This window comes from Streptomyces sp. NPDC049040, assembly GCF_043197715.1.
Taxonomy (GTDB): Bacteria; Actinomycetota; Actinomycetes; order Streptomycetales; family Streptomycetaceae; genus Actinacidiphila.
Genome location: NZ_JBICTO010000011.1, coordinates 134,798 through 155,356, shown reverse-complemented (window position 1 = coordinate 155,356; position 20,559 = coordinate 134,798). Strand labels below are relative to the sequence as shown.

Here is a 20,559-nt window from a genome sequence, read left to right as displayed (position 1 = left end):
GGAACGCGCGGTCATTACTCGCCTTCCGGCACCGTCCGGAGGTGAGACGGCTCACACGGCACCGGAACGCGCGCCCCTCGTTCACGCGGTTGGCCGGCCGTGCCGTGGCCGCGGGGGCAGTGCCTGGCCGGCCGGTCCCCGCACCCGGGGTTCTACGATGAGCCGCACTGCTCAGTTCCCAGGAGGAGACCGAATGACCCACACCGTGCCCGACACCGGCGGCTCTGCCACCGCGAGCGGCCTCGACGCCTTCATCGCCGGGCTGCCGAAGGCGGAGCTGCATGTCCACCACGTGGGGTCCGCCTCCCCGCGGATCGTCGCGGAACTGGCCGCACGGCACCCGGACTCGGCGGTGCCGACCGACCCCGCCGCGCTCGCCGACTACTTCAGCTTCCAGGACTTCGCGCACTTCATCCAGGTCTACCTTTCCGTGGTCGACCTGATCAGGGACGCCGAGGACGTGCGGCTGCTCACCTTCGAGGTGGCCAGGGACCTGGCCCGGCAGAACGTCCGCTACGCCGAGCTGACGGTGACCCCGTACAGCTCGACCCGGCGCGGAATCCCGGACCGGGAGTTCATGGCGGCGATCGAGGACGCCCGCAGGGCAGCGGAGGCCGAGCTGGGGGTGACGCTGCGCTGGTGCTTCGACATCCCGGGTGAGGCGGGGCTCGCCGCGGCGGAGGAGACCACCAGGCTGGCGCTCGACCTGCGCCCCGAGGGGCTGGTGTCCTTCGGGCTCGGCGGGCCGGAGATCGGGGTGCCGAGGCCGCAGTTCAAGCCGTACTTCGACCGGGCGCGGGCGGCCGGGCTGCACAGCGTGCCGCACGCGGGCGAGACCACGGGCCCCGAGACGATCTGGGACGCGCTGCGCGTGCTGGGCGCCGAGCGGATCGGCCACGGCACCAGCGCGGCCCGCGACCCGCGGCTGCTCGACCACCTGGCGGAGCACCGCATCCCGCTGGAGGTGTGCCCGACGTCCAACATCGCCACCCGGGCGGTCGCCACGCTCGACGAGCACCCGATAAGGGCCATGGTCGAGGCCGGCGTGCTGGTCACCGTCAACAGCGACGACCCGCCGATGTTCGGCACCGACCTCAACACCGAGTACGCGGTCGCCGCGCGGCTGCTCGGGCTCGACCACGCGGGCGTGGCGGGCCTGGCCAAGAACGCCGTGGAGGTCTCGTTCCTCGACGCCCCGGGCAAGGCGCGGCTCGCCGCCGAGATCGACGCGTACACCGCCGCATGGCGCTGACCGTCGCCCACCGGGGCGATCCCTACGTGCACCGCGAGAACACCCTGCCCTCGGTGCGCTCCGCGCTGCTCAAGGGCGCCGACGCGGTGGAGGTCGACGTGCAGGTGACGCTCGACGGGGTGCCGGTACTGCTGCACGACCCGTCGCTCGACCGTCTGTGGGGCCACCCGCGGCCGGTGTCCGGGCTCACCTCGGGCGAGGTCGCCGAGCTCACCGGCGGCAGGCTGCCCACGCTCGCCGACGCGCTCGCCGAGCTGGGACGCCACGCGCACGGCCGGATGCTCCTCGACCTGACCGACATCGGCCAAGCCGCCGCCACCGTTGCCGCGGTCCGGGCCGCGGGCGCGCAGGAGCGGGTCTACTACTGCGGCGGGGCGACCGCGATGTGGGCGGTGCGGACGGCGGACCCGGACGCGGAGATCGCGCTGACCTGGAAGACGTCGGCGTATCCGGCACCCGCGCTGCTCAGGGCGGTCGCGCCGCGCTGGCTCAATCTGCGCTTCGGCCTGATCGACCCGGACACCGTCGCCTTCGCCCGCGAGTACGGCCTGCTGGTGGCGGCCTGGACCGCCGACTGGAAGCGCTCGATGCGCCGCTTGCTGGCACTGGGCGTCGACTCCATCACCACCAACCGGCTGAGCGCACTGCAACGCCTGACGGGCCACCCCGCACCAGGCCTCACGCGGAGGGCGCCGGACGGCCCCTGACCGCCGGGACGGGGCAGGCCCCGGTCCCGGCGCGGGCCACGGGGCCGCCCCTGCGGACGGTTCCTAGTCGAGGGACGTCATCACGTGCTTGACCCGCGTGTAGTCCTCGAATCCGTATCCCGACAGGTCCTTGCCGTAGCCCGACTGCTTGAAGCCGCCGTGCGGCATCTCGGCGACCAGCGGGATGTGCGTGTTGATCCAGACGCAGCCGAAGTCCAGCCGCTTGGACATCCGCATGGCGCGGGCGTGGTCCTTGGTCCACACCGAGGAGGCGAGGGCGTAGTCCACGCCGTTGGCCCATGCGAGGGCCTGCTCCTCGTCGGTGAAGGACTGCACTGTGATGACCGGGCCGAAGACCTCGCGCTGGATGATCTCGTCGTCCTGGCGCAGCCCCGACACGACGGTCGGCGCGTAGAAGTAGCCCTGCTCGCCGACCCGGTGGCCGCCGGTCTCGATCCTGGCGTGCGCGGGGAGGCGGTCGATGAACCCGCTGACCTGGTCGAGCTGGTGCGCGTTGTTGAGCGGGCCGTAGAGCACGTCCTCGTCGTCTGGCCTGCCGGTCCTGGTGTCGGCGGCGGCCTTGGCGAGAGCGGCGGTGAACTCGGCGTGGATCGACTCGTGCACCAGGACGCGGGTGGCGGCGGTGCAGTCCTGGCCGGCGTTGAAGTAGCCGGCCACCGCGATGTCCTCGACGGCGCGCGGGATGTCGACGTCCTCGAAGACCACCACGGGCGCCTTGCCGCCCAGTTCGAGGTGGACGCGCTTGAGGTCCTTGGCCGCGGAGCCGGCGACCTCCATGCCGGCCCTGATCGAGCCGGTGATGGAGGCCATGGCGGGTACGGGGTGCTCGACCATGAGCCGGCCGGTGTCGCGGTCGCCGCAGACCACGTTGAAGACGCCCTTGGGCAGGTGCTCGCCCAGGATCTCGGCGAGCAGCACGGTGGAGGCCGGTGTGGTGTCGGACGGCTTGAGCACCACGGTGTTGCCCGCGGCGATGGCCGGGGCGAACTTCCACACCGCCATCATCATCGGGTAGTTCCAGGGTGCGACCTGCGCGCAGACCCCGACCGGTTCGCGCCGGACCATGGAGGTCATGCCGTCCATGTACTCACCCGCGGACCGGCCCTCCAGCATCCGGGCGGCGCCGGCGAAGAAGCGGATCTGGTCGACCATGGGCGGGATCTCCTCGGTCGTGGTGAGACCGATCGGCTTTCCCGTGTTCTCGCTCTCGACCGCGACGAGTTCGGCCGCCCGTGCCTCGACCGCGTCCGCGATCCGCAGCAGCGCCTTCTGCCGGTCCGACGGAGTGGTGTCGCGCCAGCCGGGGAAGGCCGCGGCGGCGGCGGCCATGGCCGCGTCGACGTCCTCGGCGCCGGACAGCGGCGCGGTGGCGTACGCCAGGCCGGTCACCGGGTCGACCACCTCGGTGGTCCTTCCGTCCGCGGCGGCGCGGAATTCTCCGTCGATGTAGTTGCGCAGAGTACGCAGTTCGGTCACGGCGATTGCTCCCTGGTCGTCCGGATCATGGTGCTGTGTCGGGTGTCCACGCACTGAGACAGCACCCAGCTTAGCCGCAGCGCTGCGGTATTCGACATACCCGACTTCCGCCGACAACCGGATCAGTGCCCACAGTGAGATCCGGCAACTGATTCCGTCGCCGATGGCTTGCGACACCGTCGACCTCTCCTGCACAGTGGGGCCCGTGGCCACACGTGACATGAACGGCACGCCGCCCTCGACGGACGCGGTGTCGAGGGCGATCATCGAGCAGCTCCGGGAGGACGGACGCCGTCCCTACGCGGCGATCGGCAAGGCCGTGGGCCTGTCGGAGGCCGCCGTACGGCAGCGGGTGCAGAAGCTGCTCGACCAGGGCGCCATGCAGATCGTCGCGGTGACCGACCCGCTCGCCGTGGGATTCCGGCGGCAGGCGACGGTCGGCATCACCGTCGACGGCGACACCGACCCGGTCGCGGAGGCCCTGGCGGCGCTGGACGAGGTCGAGTACGTGGTGGTCACCGCGGGCTCCTTCGACCTGCTCGCCGAGGTCGCCTGCGAGGACGACGCCCATCTGCTCGAAGTGCTCGGCAAGCGGATCCGCGCGCTGCCGGGCGTGCGGTCCACCGAGAGCTTCGTCCACCTCGGGGTCCGCAAGCAGACCCATGCCCGCGCCGCCAGACGGCACTGACCTGCGCGCCCCGCCAGGACGCCCGCGGGCGCGCTCACCCGTACGGACGGATCGGCACGGCCGGCCGACGCGCCTGCGGGCGTACGAGGCCACCGCCTGCCTACGGTGCCGGGGAGTGACCGCCCACTCCCCGGCGTCGGCGACACACCGCCGCCCGCCGCCGGGGGGACGACTCGCGGAGGAACGGCATGGTGGCCCCGCCCGACAACGACCTGCTCCTCGCCAGCTCCCTGCGCCACTCCCACCGGGGCTCACCGGCCCTGCTCGGCGTCTCCGTCGGGGTGCGCGAAGGCGAGATCCTCGGCGTGGTCGGGCCGCGCGGCTCCGGCAAGACGACGCTGCTGCGCTGCCTGTCCGGGCAGCTGGTGCCCGACCAGGGCGAGGTGTGGTTCAACGGGGCGCCCGTGCACACCCTGTCCGCCGCCTCCCGCGACCTGCTGCGCAGGGAGCGCTTCGGCTGGGTCGGCAGCGAACCGCAGCTGCTGCCCGAATTGTCCGCGTGGGAGAACGCCGCGCTGCCGCTGCTGATGCGCGGGGTCAGGTCACGTGCCGCCCGCGCCAAGGCACAGGAGTGGCTGGAGCGGCTCGACGTCGGCGGCGTCGCGCGCAAGCACCCCGGGGCGCTGCTCCAGTCGGAGCGGCAGCGCGTCGCGGTGGCCCGCGCCCTGGTCTCGGTGCCTGCCGTGGTGTTCGCCGACGACCCGGCCGCGCCGCTGCACCACGCCGACCGCGCCCAGGTGCTGCGCACCCTCGCCAGTGCCGCCCGCTCGTACGGCATGACCGTGGTGCTCGCCGGCACCGACCCGGGCACCGTCCGCTACGCCGACCGCACGCTGACCCTGCACGACGGCCACCAGGACACCGCGAGGTCCGCCCAGGACCGCGAGACCCCCGACCCCGCGCCGGCGAACGCATGAGGCGCGCACACGGACGGCACACCGCGGGCGGCCCGGCAGGCATCGGGGCGGCCCCATGCTGAGCTGGCGGATGGTGCGCGGGGCGCGTCTGGGCGCCATGGGCAGGTGGCTGACGGTGGTCGCCGCGGCCGCGGGCACCGGACTGCTGCTGCTGTCGGCGCTCGGCTGGGCGCTGGGCCACACGCAGTCCGGCACGGGGGCAGGGGTACGCCTGGCGTGGTGCCTGCTGCCGGTCGCGATGACCGCGCACATGGCGGCCGCGGTCGGCCGGGCCCAGCCGTCGGGCTGGCCGCGTGCCGGGCTCGCGGCCGTCGGCCTCGGCAGGACCGCGACCGTGCTGATCGGTGCCGTGGCCGCAGCGCTGGCCTGCGCCGCCGGCAGCGCGCTGGCCCTGCTGCTCTTCCTCTACCTGCGCGGCGACCTGGACGGTGTGCCGTACGCGGGCTCCGCCTCAGGCGTGCTCGGCGCGGGCCACCGGCTGCCCGTCGCCGGCGCCGGGACGCTGCTGGCGGTGCTGCCGCTGGCCACCGCCGCCGTGGGCGCCGCCCACCTGTGGCAGCCGCCGCGCGCGAAGCCAGGCGCCTCGCCCGCGGGGCTGCCCTGGGGCGTCGCGCTGACCGCGGTCGGACTCGCCGTGCAGGTGAGCGCACCGCGCGGCGACACGCTGCCGCTGCCCAGCGGGCTCGGCTCGGTCTCGCCCGCGACGGTGGCCGGCTGGCTGGTCGCCTGCGTCGGCATGGTCATCGCGGGTCCCGGCCTGGTGCACCTGTGCGGGCGGCTGCTCTGCCTGCACCGTCCCGGTGCGCTGCGGCTGCTCTCCGGGCGGGCGCTCCAGCAGGAGGCGCGCAGGATCGGCCACCCGCTCGGCCTGCTGTGCGCGACGGCGACGGCGGCCGTGGCCGCGCACGGTCTGCAGGGCGGCGGCCACAAGCTCGGCCCGGTGACGACCTTCGCCGCGGCGCTGATCGGGTTGTGCGTGCTGGCCATCGCGGGCACGGCGGTGCTTGAGGCCAGGAGCGCCAGGGCCAGGTCCACCGCCGCGCTGCGTGACGTCGGCGCCTCCCCCGCCCTGCTGCGCGGGGCCGTCGCGCTGCGCGCCGGGGTGCTGCTGGCGGTCGTGGTCCCGCTGACGGCACTGATCGCGGGGCTCGCGACCGTACCGGCGACCCGGTGAGCCGCCCGGCGGGCTATCGTGCTGGCGTGCCCGCCGACGCTGCTCCCCCGCCCGCCCGTGAGATCGAGACCCTGGAGGAATTCGACCGGGTCGCCCTCACCGGATCCTTCGCCGGATACCGCCTCCAGGCCGTCGACCTGACGGACCGTACCTTCGCGCTGCTGGTCGCCGACACCACGCAGGCGGTCTTCCTCGGCTGCCCGATGGAACCGCAGGCGCTCGCCCATGTCAGGGCCGGCGGCGCGCTGGTCTTCCCGCCGGTCCCGCACCTGCCCTTCGACCCCTACCGGGCCTCGCTCTACAGCCCGGCCGAGCTGTACGCGGACCTGTCCGGCGGCTATCAGCACACCCCTGACGCGCGCGCCTACGAGTGGTTCACGAAGACCTCGGCGAACGGCGACATACTGGCGTCGATGCTGCGGTCCATCCACGACGACGCCGTGGCCGACGCGCTGGACGAGCATCTGTCGGGCGCCAGGGTGGTCGGGGTGATGGGCGGCCACGCCATAAAGCGCGGCACGGACGCCTACGCGGGCGCCGCCAGGCTCGGCAGGACCCTGACCCGCGACGGCATGACGGTGGCCACGGGCGGCGGCCCCGGCGCGATGGAGGCGGCGAACTTCGGCGCCTACGCCGCGCCGCACGACGACGTGATGCTCGGCAAGGCGCTGTCGGTGCTCGGCGCCGCGCCGTCCTTCCGGCCGTCGGTCGGCGAGTGGGCGCAGACCGCCTTCGAGGTACGCGACCGCTGGTCCGAGGGCGGCACCTCGCTGGGGGTGCCGACCTGGTTCTACGGGCACGAGCCGCCGAACGCCTTCGCCTCGCACATCGCGAAGTTCTTCGCCAACGCGGTGCGCGAGGACACCCTGCTGGCCCGCTGCAACGCCGGTGTGGTCTTCCTGCCGGGCGCCGCGGGCACCGTCCAGGAGATCTTCGACGCGGCGACCCCGAACTACTACTCCTCACGCGGCGAACCGACCCCGATGGTGCTGGTCGACCGCGTGCACTGGACGGAGCGGCTGCCGGCCTGGCCGCTGCTGAGCGCGCTGGCGCGCGACCACCCGATGGCATGGCGCATCGCGCTGGTCGATTCGGTGACCGAGGTGCCCGACGCGCTGTCCAGGCTCGCCGAGAAGTGAGCGCCGCCCGTCGCGGGGCCGCGCTCAACCGGCCTGCGCGACGGCGTCCTCCACCTCCTTGACCACGATCTTCCCCATCCCCAGCATCGCCTTCACCGCGGCCTGGGACCTGGCCGGGTCGGAGTCGGCGATCAGCTCCTCCAGGCGGCGCGGCACGATCTGCCAGGAGACGCCGTAGCGGTCCTTGAGCCAGCCGCAGGGGCCCGGCTCGCCGCCGCCCTCGGTGAGCGCCGCCCACAGCCGGTCGACCTCGTCCTGGTCCTCGCAGTCGACGGACAGCGACATGGCCTCGTTGAAGGTGAATTCGGGGCCGCCGTTGAGCGCCAGGAAGCGCTGCCCCGCCAGCTCGAACTCCACGATCATCACGCTGCCGGGGGTGCCGGGGCCCGCCTCGCCGTACCGCTGCTCGCTGACGATCCGCGAGTCGTCGAAGAGCGAGGTGTAGAAGGCCGCGGCCTCCTCGGCCTTGCCGTCGTACCAGAGGAATGTGGTGATCTTCTGCATGGTGTGGCTCCGATTCCCGTCGGCCTGCGAGACGCCCTCGCGCCTCCAGCAGATACGACGGCCCGGGGCGGCGAAACTCATCGGTGCCCATCCGTGTGGTCCCGCGGGGCCGTACGGTCAGGCCGGCGGTGCCGGCCGGCCGCGCCCGTCAGCGGGGCAGGACGACGACGTCCTCCGGGTCGAAGGCCACCGTCACCGACTCGCCCTCGCGCGGGGCGGCGCGCAGCGCGCACTCCGCCTCCAGCAGCGGGCCGTGCTCGGGGCGCAGCCGCACCGCGACATGGCCGCCGCGGAAGGTGCGGGCCACGACCTCGCAGCGCAGCGCGCCCTCGGCGGACAGCAGGACCCCGGTAGGGCGCACCAGCAGCCGGCAGGGCCCTTCCGGCGCCCCGGCAGGCGCCGGCAGCTTGCCCCAGTCGGTGACCGCGACAGCGCCGGTGACCACGGCGTCGGCGATGGTGTCGAAGCCGAGGAAGCGGGCGACGAACTCGTCGGCCGGGCGCTGCCAGACATCGAGCGGGGTGCCGGTCTGGGCGATCCTGCCGTCCCGCATCACCACCACCCGGTCGGCAAGCGCGAAGGCCTCGCCCTGGTCGTGGGTGACGGCCAGGACCGTGGTGCCGAGCCTGCCGAACAGCTGCCGCAGCTCCACCACCAGGCGTTCGCGCAGCGAGCGGTCGAGCTGGCCCAGCGGCTCGTCCAGCATCAGCAGCCGCGGCTCGGGAGCCAGCGCGCGGGCCAGCGCGACCCGCTGCTGCTCGCCGCCCGACAGCGCGGCCACCGCGCGGGCCTGCGCCCCCGGCAGGCCCACCAGGTCGAGCAGTTCCGCCACCCGGGTCTCCCGCCGCTCCCGCGGCGCCTTGTGCATCCGCGGCCCGAAGCCGACATTGCCGCCGACGTCGCGCTGCGGGAAGAGCTGGTGGTCCTGGAACATCAGCCCGACCCCGCGGCGGTGCGCCGGCACACCGCGCTGGTCGGCGCCCCCGAGCAGCACCCGCCCCGCGTCCAGCGCCGTGAGGCCGGCGACGGCCCGCAGCAGGGTGGACTTGCCGCTGCCGCTGGGGCCGAGCACGCTGACGATCTCGTGCTCTGCGACCTCCAGATCGACGGCGTCCAGCGCGGTCCTGTCCCCGAACCGTACGGTCGCGGCGTCCAGCCGCAGCAGCGCCCCGGCCGCGGCCCTGCTGGTGGTTGCGGTCACAACTCCCCCGATCCGTTGGTGCGCAGCGATTCGAGCGCCAGCAGCGAGGCGGCGCAGACCACCATCAAGATGGTGCTCAGGGCCATCGCCTGGCCGTGGTTGAGGGTGCCGGCCCTGCCCAGCAGCCGGGCGACGGCGACCGGCAGGGTGGGGTCGTCGGGGCGGGCGATGAAGACGGTGGCGCCGAACTCGCCCAGCGAGACGGCGAAGGCGAATCCCGCGGCGATGGCCACGGCCCGCGACACCATCGGCAGTTCGACCTCGCGCCAGACCCGCCACGGTGACGCGCCGAGCACGGCCGCCGCCTCCCGCAGCCGCTCGTCGACGGCTCGCAGGACGGGCAGCATCACCCGCACCACGAAGGGCGCGCCGACCAGCGCCTGGGCGAGCGGCACCAGCAGCCAGGAGTCCCGCAGGTCCAGCGGCGGCTTGTCCAGCGCGATCAGGAAGCCGAAGCCGACGGTGACGGCCGAGGTGCCGAGCGGGAGCATCAGCAGCGCGTCGAAGCCGCGCAGCACCCGGCCCGCCCTGCGCACCAGCGCCGCCGCGGCCAGCCCGCCGACGGTCAGCGCGATGACGGTGGCCAGGGCGGCGAAGCGCAGCGAATTCCCCACCGTCTCCCACGGGGCGACGCTGAAGGTGCCGCCGTCGCTGGAGCCGAGCGCCCGGTAGAAGGCCAGGCCGTAACCGCCGGGGGTGTCGAAGGAGCGGGCCGCGAGCACGCCGAGCGGCAGCGCGATGAGCAGCCCGATCACCGCGAGCACCCCGCCCAGCAGGATGCGTTCCGCCGCCCCGCGCGGCCGGTGCGCGGTCAGGCCCGGGTCTACCAGCCGCAGCGCGGACTCCCGGCGCTTCACCGTCCAGCCGTGCAGGGCCAGGATCGCGGCGACCGCGGCCAGTTGCAGCAGGGTCAGGACCGCCGCGGTCGGCAGGTCGAAGATCTCCGCGGTCTGCCGGTAGATCTCCACTTCGAGCGTGGAGTACATCGGGCCGCCGAGGACCTGGATCACGCCGAAGGAGGTGAAGGTGAACAGGAAGACCATCAGCGCTGCCGCGGCAACCGACGGGCCGAGCGCGGGCAGTGTCACCCGCCGCCAGGCGGCGAGCCGGCCCGCCCCGAGCATCCTGGCGGCTTCCTCCTGCGCCGGGTCGAGCTGCGCCCACAGCCCGCCGACGGTGCGGACCACGACGGCGTAGTTGAAGAAGACATGGGCGATGAGGATCGCCCACACGCTGGTGTCCAGCCGTACCCCGAACAGCGAGTCGGTGAAGCCGTCGCGGCCGAGCAGCGCCAGGAAGGCGGAGCCGGCGACGACGGTCGGCAGCACGAAGGGCACGGTGACGACCGCGCGCAGCAGCCGCCGCCCGGGGAAGTCCAGCCGGGCGAAGACGTAGGCGCCGGGCAGCGCCACAAGCAGCGTCAGCGCGGTGGACGCGGCGGCCTGCCAGCAGGTGAACCACAGCACGTGGCGGATCCCGCCGTCGCCCAGGACGTCGCCGATCCGGCCGAACTGCCAGCTGCCGCCCTGGTGCAGGCCCCGAGTGACGATCGCCGCGACCGGATAGGCGAAGAAGGCGGCGAAGAACAGCAGCGGGAGCGCCATCAGGGCGGCGCGGACGGCGGCGCCGCGCCTTCCCGCGGCGCCGCCGGGGCCGCGGACGCGACCGGTGCCGCCGGGTTCGCCCTCCCCGCCGGCCCCGCGGTCGTACGCCGTCCGCAGCGTGCTCACCGTGCGCTCACTTCAGGACGATCGAATTCCACGCGCCGACCCAGTCGTCGCGCTTGGCGGCGATCTTGTCAGGCGCCAGTGTGGCGGGGTGGTCGATCTTCGCCCCGTACTTGACGAACACCGGCGGCTCGACCGCGTCCTTGCGCACCGGGTCGACGTACATCTGCAGCGGCATGTCCTGCTGGAAGGTCTTGCCCAGCATGAAGTCGATCAGCGCCTTGCCGCCCGCGGTGTTCTTCGCGCCGTGCAGCAGTCCGGCGAACTCGATCTGCCGGAAGCAGGTGCCGGTGGCCACCCCGACGGGTGACTGGGCGGGCTCGGGGGTGACGCCGACGACCTCGGCGGGCGGGCTGGAGGCGTAGGAGACCACCAGCGGGCGGTCGCCCTTGGCCTGCTTGCCGGCGGAGGAACCGGAGAAGCGGTCGTCGTAGGCCTGCTCCCAGCTGTCGACGACCTCGACGCCGTTGCTCTTGAGCTGCTTCCAGTACGCCTGCCAGCCGTCGTCGCCGTAGGTCGCGGCGCTGCCCAGCAGGAAGGCGAGGCCCGGCGAGGACGTCGAGACGTTCTCGGTGACGAGCAGGTTCTTGTACGCCGGCTTGACCAGGTCGGCGAAGGTCTGCGGCGGGGCCAGGTGGTGCGCGGTGAAGTAGGCCCGGTCGTAGTTGACGCACACGTCGCCGGAGTCGATCGGGGTGACGCGGTGCCGGGCGGCGTCGAGCTGCACATCGGCCGGCACCTGCGCGAGGTCCTTGGCCGCGTACGGGGTGAAGAGGCCGTTGTCGAGCGCCCGGGACAGCAGGGTGTTGTCGACGCCGAAGAAGACGTCACCGCGCGGGTGGTCCTTGGTGAGGATGGCCTGGTTGACGGCCGCGCCGGCGTCACCGCCGCGCAGCACCTTGACCGTGTAGCCGGTCTCCTTGGTGAACTCGGCCAGCACGGACTTGGAGGCCGCGAAGGAGTCGTGGCTGACCAGGGTGACGGTCTTGGAACCGCTCCCGGTGGACCCGGAGCCCGCCGTGTCCTTCGCCTTGGAGTCGCTGCCGCAGGCGGACAGTACGGTCGCCGCGGCGGTGGCCAGGACCAGCGCGCCGACGGCACGCCGAGGTGTGGTTCTCATCTGCGATGACTCCCTACGCCGGTATGACCCGGATCAGGTGGGAGGGTCTGCGGCCTGGGACCCCACGATCGGATCCCTCGCCGCACTCTCAGCGCCGTCGCAGGCGCTCCCCTGTCGGAATGTTCTTTTGTACGACCGAACGGTCGTCACGCCCTGGGCCGGTGTGCCCCGCAGGTCGCCGACCGTACGATAGCAGCAGGTCAGCGCGAAGCGGCCGCGAGCTGCCCGCAGGCGCCCTCGATCTCCTGGCCACGGGTGTCGCGCACGGTCACCGGCACTCCGTGCGCTTCGAGCGCGGCGACGAAAGCGCGCTCGTCCTCCGGCCTGGAGGCCGTCCACTTGGAGCCGGGCGTCGGGTTGAGCGGGATCAGGTTGACGTGCACCCGGTGGTTCTTCAGCATCCTGCCCAGCCGGTCGGCCCGCCACGCCTGGTCGTTCACGTCGCGGATCAGCGCGTACTCGATGGAGATCCGGCGCCCTGAGACCTCGGCGTAGTGCCAGGCCGCGTCCAGCACCTCGCGGACCTTCCAGCGGGTGTTGACCGGCACCAGGGTGTCGCGCAGCTCGTCGTCGGGGGCGTGCAGGGAGACCGCGAGGCGGCACTTGAAGCCCTCGTCCGCGAAGCGGTACATCGCGGGCACCAGGCCCACCGTGGACACGGTGATGCCGCGCTGCGACAGCCCGAGGCCGTCAGGCTCGGGGTCGGTGAGCCGGCGGATCGCGCCGACCACCCGCTTGTAGTTCGCCAGCGGCTCGCCCATGCCCATGAAGACGATGTTCGACAGCCGGGACGGCCCGCCCGGGCCCGCGGCCCCGGGAACCTCCCCGTCGCGCAGCGACCTCATGCCGGCGACGATCTGGTGCACGATCTCCGCGGTCGACAGGTTGCGGTCCAGCCCGGCCTGTCCGGTGGCGCAGAACGGGCAGTTCATGCCGCAGCCGGCCTGTGACGAGATGCACATCGTCACCCGGTCCGGATAGCGCATCAGGACCGACTCGACGAGCGTGCCGTCGAAGAGCTTCCAGAGCGTCTTGCGGGTGTCGCCGTCGTCGCACGAGGCGTGCCGGACCACGGTCATCAGCTCGGGCAGCAGGTCCTCCGCGAGCTTGCCGCGGGCCGCCGCAGGTATGTCCGTCCAGGCGGCGGGGTCGTCGGCGAACCGCGCGAAGTAGTGCTGCGACAGCTGCTTGGCCCGGAACGGCTTCTCCCCGAGCGCGGCCACCGCCTCACGTCGTTCGGCGGGCGAGAGGTCGGCAAGATGCCGCGGGGGCTTCTTGGCCCCGCGCGGCACGGCGAAAGTCAGTTCTCCGGGTGCAGGCATGATTCGTCCAGTGTCTCACCCTCCGGAGGAAGGGTTCACCGGTCGAGGGTGGGCTCAGCCCTTGCCGACGAAGGCGACCAACAGCAGCCAGACCACAGGGGCCGTCGGCAGGAGGCTGTCGAGGCGGTCCATGATGCCGCCGTGGCCGGGCAGCAGCGTGCCCATGTCCTTGATGTCGAGGTCCCGCTTGATCATGGACTCGCCGAGGTCGCCGAGGGTGGCGCTGACGGCGGCGGCCAGGCCCAGCAGCAGTCCCTGCCACCAGCGGCCGTCATCGATGAAGTACTGCATCAGCAGGGCGCCGGCCACCATGGCGAAGGCGATGGCGCCGAGCAGGCCCTCGCGGGTCTTGCCGGGGCTGATGCGCGGGGCGAGCTTGCGGCGGCCGAAGCGCCAGCCGACGGCGTAGGCGCCGGTGTCGCTGACCACGGTGAGCAGCAGGAAGACCAGCACGCGGCGGGGGCCGTCGTCCGCGGCGAGCATCATCGTCACGAAGGTGGCGAGGAAGGGCACGTAGAAGGCGGCGAAGACGCCTGCCGTGACGTCCTTGAGGTAGTCGTGCGGAGGCTCTGTCATCCGCCAGACCAGGATGGCAAGCGACGTCAGCGCCATCGCCACCCAGGCGCCGTCGGCGCCGCGCAGGTAACCGGCGACCACCATCGCCGCGCCGCCGACCGCGAGCGGGACCAGCGGGACGTGGATGCCCTTGCGCTCGGCGAGCCGCGAGGTCAGTTCCCAGACGCCGACGACCACGGCGGCCACGACGACGCCGACGAAGACCGCCTTGACGATGAAGAGCGCCGCGACGACGACCACGCCGAGCCCGACCCCGACCCCTATCGCGGCCCGCAGGTTCCGCCCTGCGGACTTCTTCGCGGGGGCGGGCGGCTGCGCCGGCGGCTGGGGCGCCGAGGCCGGGGGTGGCGGTGGCATAGGAGGAGTCTTCCCTCCTCCCCCGTTTTCCACGGCGGAACCCGCCGTGGCGGTGACCGTGTCCTCGGGCGCTCCCCAGTGACCGGCGCGCGGCGAAGCGCCCCAGGAAGAGTCGTTCACTGAGCTTCGCCTCGCGTCGTCGTCGGGGGCATGAGGGCCGGGAAAGGGGTCGGGCGGCGGGATGCGGGACGGGAGGTCAGACCTCCAGCAGCTCCGCTTCCTTGTGCTTGAGCAGTTCGTCGACCTGGGCGACGTACTTCGTCGTGGTGTCGTCCAGCTCCTTCTCCGCGCGGCGCACCTCGTCCTCCCCGGTGTCGCCGTCCTTGACGAACTTGTCCAGGGTCTCCTTCGCCTTGCGGCGGATGCTGCGGATGGAGATCTTGGCGTCCTCGCCCTTGGTCTTGGCGACCTTGATGTACTCCCGCCTGCGCTCCTCGGTGAGCTGCGGGAAGACCACCCGGATGATACGTCCGTCGTTGCTCGGGTTGACGCCGAGGTCGGAGTTGCGGATCGCCTCTTCGATGTTGCGCAGGCTGCTGTTGTCGAAGGGGGTGATCACCGCCATCCGCGGCTCGGGCACCGCGAACGAGGCGAGCTGGTTGATCGGCGTGATGGTGCCGTAGTACTCGGCCACGATCTTGTTGAACATCGCCGGGTGCGCACGGCCGGTACGGATCGCCGCGAAGTCGTCCTTGGCGACGGCGACAGCCTTCTCCATCTTCTCCTCGGCTTCGAGGAGGGTTTCTTCAATCACCATGTGCTCCTGGTATTCAGAAGGCGGAGCCCTGGAGGCGCGGCCCCTGCGTGCGTCTGTCCTGCACGGTGTCCGACCGGCAGCGTGTTGTCCATCCCCCGTGGCGGCTTGTGGCTAGTCCCGGGTGCCGTGGGTGTTGACCAGTGTGCCGATCTTCTCACCCTTGACCGCCCGTGCGATGTTGCCCTCGGCGAGCAGCTCGAACACCAGGATCGGCAGCTTGTTGTCCTGGCACAGGGTGATCGCGGTGAGGTCGGCGACCCGCAGGTCGCGGGCGATGACCTCGCCGTACTCCAGCGCGTCGAACTTGACCGCCCCCGGATTCAGCTTGGGGTCGGCGTCGTAGACCCCGTCCACGCCGTTCTTGCCCATCAGCATCGCGGCGGCGTCGATCTCCAGCGCGCGCTGCGCGGCGGTGGTGTCGGTGGAGAAGTACGGCATGCCCATACCCGCGCCGAAGATCACCACACGGCCCTTCTCCAGGTGCCGTACGGCCCGCAGCGGGATGTACGGCTCTGCGACCTGGCCCATGGTGATCGCCGTCTGCACCCGGGTCTCGACGCCCTCCTTCTCCAGGAAGTCCTGGAGGGCCAGGCAGTTCATCACGGTGCCGAGCATGCCCATGTAGTCGGAGCGGGCCCGGTCCATGCCGCGCTGCTGCAGTTCCGCGCCCCGGAAGAAGTTGCCGCCGCCGACGACGAGAGCGATCTCGTAGCCGTCGGCGACGACCGCGGCGACCTCGCGGGCGATGGCGTGCACGACATCGGGGTCGACACCGAGGCCGCCGCCGCCGGCGAATGCCTCGCCGGACAGCTTGAGCAGGAAGCGGCGGCTCGGGCCGCCGCTGCCGGCGGCGGACACGGTGGTCGGGGCCTGTTCGGCGCCTTCGTTCATGGAGGTCTCCTCGTGCACGTACAAAGGAGGCCATTGCCGTGGGTCCTTGTGGGTTCCCGGTACGGCAATGGCCTCCTTGTCACATCTGCGGCCGGCCGGCGGGCGGCCGACCGCATACGACCCTAGCGGGGCCGCCGGTCATCCGCTGCCCGGTGGCACCCGGTACCGGTCAGGACTGGCCGTCCCGGTCAGACGCCGACGCGGAAGCGGGCGAAGCGCACCAGCTTCACACCGGCCTCGTCCAGCACCTTCTGGACGGACTTCTTGGCGTCCTTGGCGAAGGCCTGCTCGAGGACGACGTTCTCCTTGAAGAAGCCGTTCACCCGGCCCTCGACGATACGCGGCAGGGCGGCGTCGGGCTTGCCCTCCTCGCGGGCGGTGGCCTCGGCGACCCGGCGCTCGTTCTCGACGGTCTCGGCGTCGATCTCGTCGCGGGTCAGGTACTTCGGCGCGAAGGCGGCGATGTGCTGGGCGACGTCCTTGGCGGTCTGGGCGTCGGCCTTGTCCAGCTCGACCAGCACGCCGACCTGCGGGGGCAGGTCCGGGCTGGTGCGGTGCAGGTAGGAGGCCACGTAGCCGCCGGCGAACTGGGCGAAGCGGTCCAGCACGATCTTCTCGCCGAGGGTGGCGTTCGCCTCGTCGACGAAGGCCTGCACGGTCTGGCCGGGCTTGATCTCGGAGCCGAGCAGCACCTCGATGTCGGCCGGCTTGGTGCTCGCCACGTGGGTGGCGACGGCGTCGGCGACGGCGACGAACTTGTCGCCCTTGGCGACGAAGTCGGTCTCGCACTTCAGCTCGACGAGGACGCCCTCGGAGTTGTCGTCGGCGATCAGGGACACCACGGCGCCGTTGGAGGCCGAGCGGCCCTCGCGCTTGGTGACACCCTTCTGGCCCTTGACCCGAAGGATCTCGACGGCCTTGTCCAGGTCGCCTTCGGCCTCCACAAGGGCGTTCTTGCAGTCCATCATGCCCGCGGCGGTCAGCTCGCGGAGCTTCTTGACGTCAGCGGCGGTGAAGTTCGCCATGGGTTTGAGTCTCTTCCCGAATGGTCGGTGGATCCACGGGTGGACGGCGGGGGCATGCGCCCCCGCCGTCGTCACGCGTGGTGCCGGCGGCGACGGGCCGCCGGCCTCAGGTCAGGCCTGCTCGGCGTCGCCCTCGGCGGCCGGAGCGGCGTCGGCCGGGGCGTCCTCGGCCGGAGCCTCGGTCGCGGGGGCGTCGGCCGCAGGGGCCTCGGTCGCGGCCGGAGCCTCGGCAGCGGGGGCCTCGGTCGCGTCGTCGGCCTTCTTCTCGCCTTCGAGCAGGTCGCGCTCCCACTCGGCCAGCGGCTCCGCCGGGGCGCCCTCGGCCTTCTTGTCGCTCAGCGCGGCACCGGAGCGGGAGATGAGGCCCTCGGCGACGGCGTCGGCGATCACGCGGGTGAGCAGCGTGACGGAGCGGATCGCGTCGTCGTTGCCCGGGATCTTGTAGTCGACCTCGTCGGGGTCGCAGTTGGTGTCGAGGATCGCGACCACCGGGATGCGGAGCTTGCGCGCCTCACCGACGGCGATGTGCTCCTTCTTGGTGTCGACGATCCACACCGCGCTGGGGACCTTCTGCATCTCGCGGATGCCGCCGAGGGTCTTCTCCAGCTTGTCCTTCTCACGGGAGAGGACGAGGAGCTCCTTCTTGGTGAGGCCGGAGGCGGCCACATCGCCGAAGTCGATCTCCTCGAGCTCCTTGAGACGCTGGAGGCGCTTGTAGACGGTCGAGAAGTTGGTGAGCATGCCGCCCAGCCAGCGCTGGTTGACGTAGGGCATGCCGACGCGCGAGGCCTGCTCGGCGATGGCCTCCTGCGCCTGCTTCTTCGTACCCACGAACATGATGGAGCCGCCGTGCGCGACGGTCTCCTTGACGAACTCGTAGGCACGGTCGATGTACGACAGCGACTGGAGCAGGTCGATGATGTAGATGCCATTGCGCTCGGTGAAGATGAAGCGCTTCATCTTCGGGTTCCAGCGACGGGTCTGGTGCCCGAAGTGGACGCCGCTCTCGAGCAGCTCCCGCATCGTGACGACGGCCATGGCCGTACTCCTTGATGTGCTCGGTTATCGCGGCCGCCGGACGGCGGTCGCGCCTGACGCCCCGACGCGCCGTGCCACGAGGGACCGAGGGGCGCGGCCACCGTCCCGGTGAAGGGAGTGGGTGGCGGGGCGTGCGAAGTCGATCCGGTGACCCGGATCGCCAGAGAAAGTGTACGGGACCGGCGGAGCCACCGGCGACACCCGAGTTATCCACAGGCCGCGACCATGATCATCTCTTGGCCGCGGAATGCGGGATCGTCGTGTCATGGCATTCACGGTGGTGTGGTTGACGGTGGTCGCGGCGCTGCTGGCCGGAGCGGACGGAGGCGCCCCGGCAGGCAGCACCCGCGCGGACGGGGGCGCCCCGACCGCCGCCGCACGCGACGACGGGGGTGCCGCGGCGCCCGGGTCGGGGACCGGGGCCCGGTCGGGGGCCGGGGACGGGTCGGGGACCTCCGCTCCCGCGGGCGGGCGGAGCTGGCCGGTGTCGGGGCCGGGGCCGCGGGGGCGGCCGATGGTGCTGCGCACCTTCGACCCACCCGCGACGCAGTGGGGGGCCGGGCATCGCGGGGTCGACCTGCGGGCGGGCCCGGGGGCTGCGGTGCGCGCGGCGGCGCCCGGTGAGGTGGTCTTCGCCGGGCAGGTGGGCGGCACGGGCGTGCTGGTGCTGCGGATCGGCCCGAGCCTGCGGATCAGCTACGAGCCGGTGCGGGCGTCGGTGCCGGTCGGCGCCCGGGTGGCGGCAGGACAGCAGGTCGGCCTGCTGGAGGGCGGGCTCGCGCACTGCCCAGGGGACTGCCTGCACTGGGGGCTGCTGCGCTCGGGGCCGGACGGCGACGTCTACCTGGATCCGCTGTCGCTGCTGCCCGCCTGGATGCGCCGTTCGGGCCCGTCCCGGCTGCTGCCGGTCCACGGGGTCGCGGCGCCCGCGTGAGGCGGGCGCGCACGCAGGGGGGCGGCGGAGGCGAGGAGAGGAGAGGAGAGGAGAGGAGGAGGCCGGAGTCAGCCGGTGACGCCGTGCAGGGCCATGGTTATCGCGGCCCTGGTGATCCGCTCGGGATCCTCCGCGGCGCCCAGTTCGATCCTGCGGACGGCCGCGTCGACCACGCCCTGGAGCAGCATGGCGGTCAGCCGCGGCTCGTCGTGGCCGAGGTCGGACAGGGCGGCGACCACCATGGCGATCAGGCCGCCGTGCGCGGCGCGGATCTTCTCCCGTGCGCCGGAGTCCAGCTCGCCCGCGGAGATCGCCGCGACGGCGCGGTGCCTGCGGTCCCCGACCAGGGTCAGCTGGCTGCGGACGTACGCCTCGATCCGCCCCTCCGCGCTGCCGGCCGTCTCCATCGCGGCTTCGACCTCGGCGGCCCAGACCGGGAAGTCGACCGCGCACAGCTCCTCGACCACCGCGGCCCGTGAGCGGAAGTACTCGTAGACCGACGAGCGGGCCAGACCGGTGCGCTCGGCCAGGGCCGGGAAGGTCAGTGCCTCCGTGCCGCCCTCGGAGAGCAGTGCGCGGGCGGCGTCCAGCAGGGCCCGGCGCTGCATCGTGCGGTGTTCGGCCACCGAGGCCGCTCGAATCCTGGGCATCACACCACTGTAGACAGTGCGGCGGTGCGGTCACCTGCCGACGTCGGCGAGCTTTGCCCGCAGTTGAAGCACCGACTTGGTGTGGATCTGGCTGACCCTGCTCTCCGTGACGCCCAGTACCTGGCCGATTTCGGCCAGCGTCAGGCCCTCGTAGTAGTAGAGGGTGACGACGGTCTTCTCCCGCTCGGGCAGGGTGTTGACGGCCCGGGCGAGCAGCCGGCGCAGCTCGCGGTCCTCGGCGACCTCGACCGGGTTGTCGGCCCCGGTGTCCTCGAGGGTGTCGACCAGGCTGAGCCGGTCGCCGCTGTCCGCACCGACGTGCAGCAACTCCTCAAGGGCGACCACGTTGGCCAGCGACAGCGCGCTGAAGACGCCGTGCAGTTCCTCCAGGCCGACGCCCATCTCGGCGGCCACCTCCGGCTCGCTGGGGGTGCGGCGGAGCTTGGCCTCCAGGGTCGCGTAGGCGCGCTCCACCGCCCGCGCCTTCTGCCGCACCGAGCGCGGGATCCAGTCGAGGGCGCGCAGTTCGTCGATCATGGCGCCGCGGATCCTGGTGATGGCGTAGGTCTCGAACTTGATCGCCCGGTCCGGGTCGAACTTCTCGATCGCGTCGATCAGCCCGAACACTCCGGACGACACGAAGTCCGCCTGCTCGACGTTGGCCGGAAGTCCCACGCTGACCCGGCCTGCCACGTATTTCACCAGCGGCGAGTAGTGCAGGATCAACTGCTCGCGCAGCCGGGCGTCCCCCGTGGACTTGTAGGTCCGCCACAGCGCGTCGAGAGCTGTGGGTGGGGCGGGCCGCGCGGAGGCGGGGGCGGTGGTCGCGGCCGTCGCCCGTTCGGACCCGGGGGTGTACTGGGGCATGCGTCGTTGTGCGCCGTTCTGCCGTGACATGGACGGGAAATCGAGCCTCCGAGAGCGTAGCGTGACCATAGTGTCGCTTATTGCTACATCATCCGTATGGGACATGCGCAGATACGTTCCTCTACGGGTGCGTGATCGCGGGGCCGACCGCGGGGTCCGGGCGTGGGGGCCGCCGAACGTCCGCATCGAGCCATGATGGGGCGCCGCCGGGACCCG

General features: G+C 72.5%; 20 protein-coding genes and 1 riboswitch. Of the genes, 7 read left to right on the top strand and 13 right to left on the bottom strand.

Annotation, left to right across the window (positions count from 1 at the left end):
• Positions 1-193 precede the first annotated feature (193 nt).
• A complete protein-coding gene (locus tag ACGFMP_RS25805) occupies positions 194-1,252 on the top strand; it encodes an adenosine deaminase (protein WP_393675356.1) in 1,059 nt (352 codons plus the stop codon).
• Positions 1,243-1,959 carry a glycerophosphodiester phosphodiesterase gene (locus tag ACGFMP_RS25800; protein ID WP_393675355.1) on the top strand — a complete coding sequence of 239 codons (717 nt, stop codon included), beginning with the start codon at positions 1,243-1,245 and terminating at the stop codon, positions 1,957-1,959. Before ACGFMP_RS25805 ends, ACGFMP_RS25800 begins: the two co-directional genes overlap by 10 nt.
• A 63-nt stretch (positions 1,960-2,022) precedes the next feature.
• On the opposite strand, the gene ACGFMP_RS25795 is transcribed toward ACGFMP_RS25800, so the two are convergent.
• The gene (locus ACGFMP_RS25795; protein ID WP_393675354.1) at positions 2,023-3,456 is read right to left on the bottom strand and encodes a gamma-aminobutyraldehyde dehydrogenase; all 1,434 of its coding nucleotides are present in this window, start codon (positions 3,454-3,456) and stop codon (positions 2,023-2,025) included.
• A gap of 220 nt (positions 3,457-3,676) precedes the next feature.
• Between ACGFMP_RS25795 and ACGFMP_RS25790 the strand changes: the two genes are divergently transcribed.
• The 4 genes from ACGFMP_RS25790 to ACGFMP_RS25775 all read left to right on the top strand — a co-directional run bounded on the left by ACGFMP_RS25790 (position 3,677) and on the right by ACGFMP_RS25775 (position 7,374).
• Positions 3,677-4,144, top strand: coding sequence for an Lrp/AsnC family transcriptional regulator (locus tag ACGFMP_RS25790; RefSeq protein WP_393675418.1), 468 nt, complete (start codon positions 3,677-3,679; stop codon positions 4,142-4,144).
• Positions 4,145-4,332: 188 nt separating this feature from the next.
• Complete coding sequence (locus ACGFMP_RS25785; protein WP_393675353.1) at positions 4,333-5,061, top strand: ABC transporter ATP-binding protein; 729 nt, start codon at positions 4,333-4,335, stop codon at positions 5,059-5,061.
• A 55-nt stretch (positions 5,062-5,116) separates the two neighbouring features.
• Positions 5,117-6,235, top strand: a complete 1,119-nt coding sequence (locus tag ACGFMP_RS25780; protein WP_393675352.1) for a hypothetical protein — start codon at positions 5,117-5,119, stop codon at positions 6,233-6,235.
• Between the two features lie 26 nt (positions 6,236-6,261).
• Positions 6,262-7,374 carry an LOG family protein gene (locus tag ACGFMP_RS25775; protein WP_393675351.1) on the top strand — a complete coding sequence of 371 codons (1,113 nt, stop codon included), beginning with the start codon at positions 6,262-6,264 and terminating at the stop codon, positions 7,372-7,374.
• 24 nt (positions 7,375-7,398) lie between these two features.
• Here the strand turns inward: ACGFMP_RS25775 and ACGFMP_RS25770 are convergent, their stop codons facing one another.
• The 10 genes from ACGFMP_RS25770 to rpsB all read right to left on the bottom strand — a co-directional run bounded on the left by ACGFMP_RS25770 (position 7,399) and on the right by rpsB (position 17,892).
• On the bottom strand, positions 7,399-7,878 hold the full coding sequence (locus tag ACGFMP_RS25770; protein WP_393675417.1) for a VOC family protein: 480 nt from the start codon (positions 7,876-7,878) through the stop codon (positions 7,399-7,401).
• A gap of 148 nt (positions 7,879-8,026) precedes the next feature.
• Positions 8,027-9,079 carry an ABC transporter ATP-binding protein gene (locus tag ACGFMP_RS25765; RefSeq protein WP_393675350.1) on the bottom strand — a complete coding sequence of 351 codons (1,053 nt, stop codon included), beginning with the start codon at positions 9,077-9,079 and terminating at the stop codon, positions 8,027-8,029.
• Entirely contained in the window at positions 9,076-10,683 is a 1,608-nt protein-coding gene (locus tag ACGFMP_RS25760) for an ABC transporter permease (protein ID WP_393675416.1), read from the bottom strand. Before ACGFMP_RS25760 ends, ACGFMP_RS25765 begins: the two co-directional genes overlap by 4 nt.
• Positions 10,684-10,816: 133 nt before the next feature.
• Entirely contained in the window at positions 10,817-11,926 is a 1,110-nt protein-coding gene (locus tag ACGFMP_RS25755; RefSeq protein ID WP_393675349.1) for a thiamine ABC transporter substrate binding subunit, read from the bottom strand.
• Positions 11,920-12,049, bottom strand: a riboswitch (TPP riboswitch). Its footprint overlaps the gene before it by 7 nt.
• 77 nt (positions 12,050-12,126) lie before the next feature.
• A complete protein-coding gene (gene rlmN, locus ACGFMP_RS25750; RefSeq protein ID WP_393675348.1) occupies positions 12,127-13,248 on the bottom strand; it encodes a 23S rRNA (adenine(2503)-C(2))-methyltransferase RlmN in 1,122 nt (373 codons plus the stop codon).
• Between the two features lie 54 nt (positions 13,249-13,302).
• Positions 13,303-14,301, bottom strand: coding sequence for a phosphatidate cytidylyltransferase (locus ACGFMP_RS25745; RefSeq protein WP_393675347.1), 999 nt, complete (start codon positions 14,299-14,301; stop codon positions 13,303-13,305).
• A gap of 76 nt (positions 14,302-14,377) precedes the next feature.
• A complete protein-coding gene (gene frr / locus ACGFMP_RS25740; protein ID WP_393675415.1) occupies positions 14,378-14,935 on the bottom strand; it encodes a ribosome recycling factor in 558 nt (185 codons plus the stop codon).
• 114 nt (positions 14,936-15,049) lie between these two features.
• Positions 15,050-15,829, bottom strand: a complete 780-nt coding sequence (pyrH, locus tag ACGFMP_RS25735) for a UMP kinase (protein WP_393675346.1) — start codon at positions 15,827-15,829, stop codon at positions 15,050-15,052.
• A gap of 188 nt (positions 15,830-16,017) precedes the next feature.
• Entirely contained in the window at positions 16,018-16,854 is an 837-nt protein-coding gene (gene tsf / locus ACGFMP_RS25730; protein ID WP_393675345.1) for a translation elongation factor Ts, read from the bottom strand.
• Between the two features lie 111 nt (positions 16,855-16,965).
• The gene (gene rpsB, locus ACGFMP_RS25725) at positions 16,966-17,892 is read right to left on the bottom strand and encodes a 30S ribosomal protein S2 (RefSeq protein WP_393675344.1); all 927 of its coding nucleotides are present in this window, start codon (positions 17,890-17,892) and stop codon (positions 16,966-16,968) included.
• A 265-nt stretch (positions 17,893-18,157) separates the two neighbouring features.
• Between rpsB and ACGFMP_RS25720 the strand changes: the two genes are divergently transcribed.
• The gene (locus tag ACGFMP_RS25720; protein ID WP_393675343.1) at positions 18,158-18,826 is read left to right on the top strand and encodes a murein hydrolase activator EnvC family protein; all 669 of its coding nucleotides are present in this window, start codon (positions 18,158-18,160) and stop codon (positions 18,824-18,826) included.
• A 68-nt stretch (positions 18,827-18,894) separates the two neighbouring features.
• Here ACGFMP_RS25720 and ACGFMP_RS25715 read toward each other — a convergent pair whose 3' ends face one another.
• Positions 18,895-19,476 carry a TetR/AcrR family transcriptional regulator gene (locus ACGFMP_RS25715; protein WP_393675342.1) on the bottom strand — a complete coding sequence of 194 codons (582 nt, stop codon included), beginning with the start codon at positions 19,474-19,476 and terminating at the stop codon, positions 18,895-18,897.
• Positions 19,477-19,506: 30 nt separating this feature from the next.
• Positions 19,507-20,343, bottom strand: coding sequence for an RNA polymerase sigma factor WhiG (whiG, locus tag ACGFMP_RS25710; RefSeq protein WP_393675341.1), 837 nt, complete (start codon positions 20,341-20,343; stop codon positions 19,507-19,509).
• Positions 20,344-20,559 lie beyond the last annotated feature (216 nt).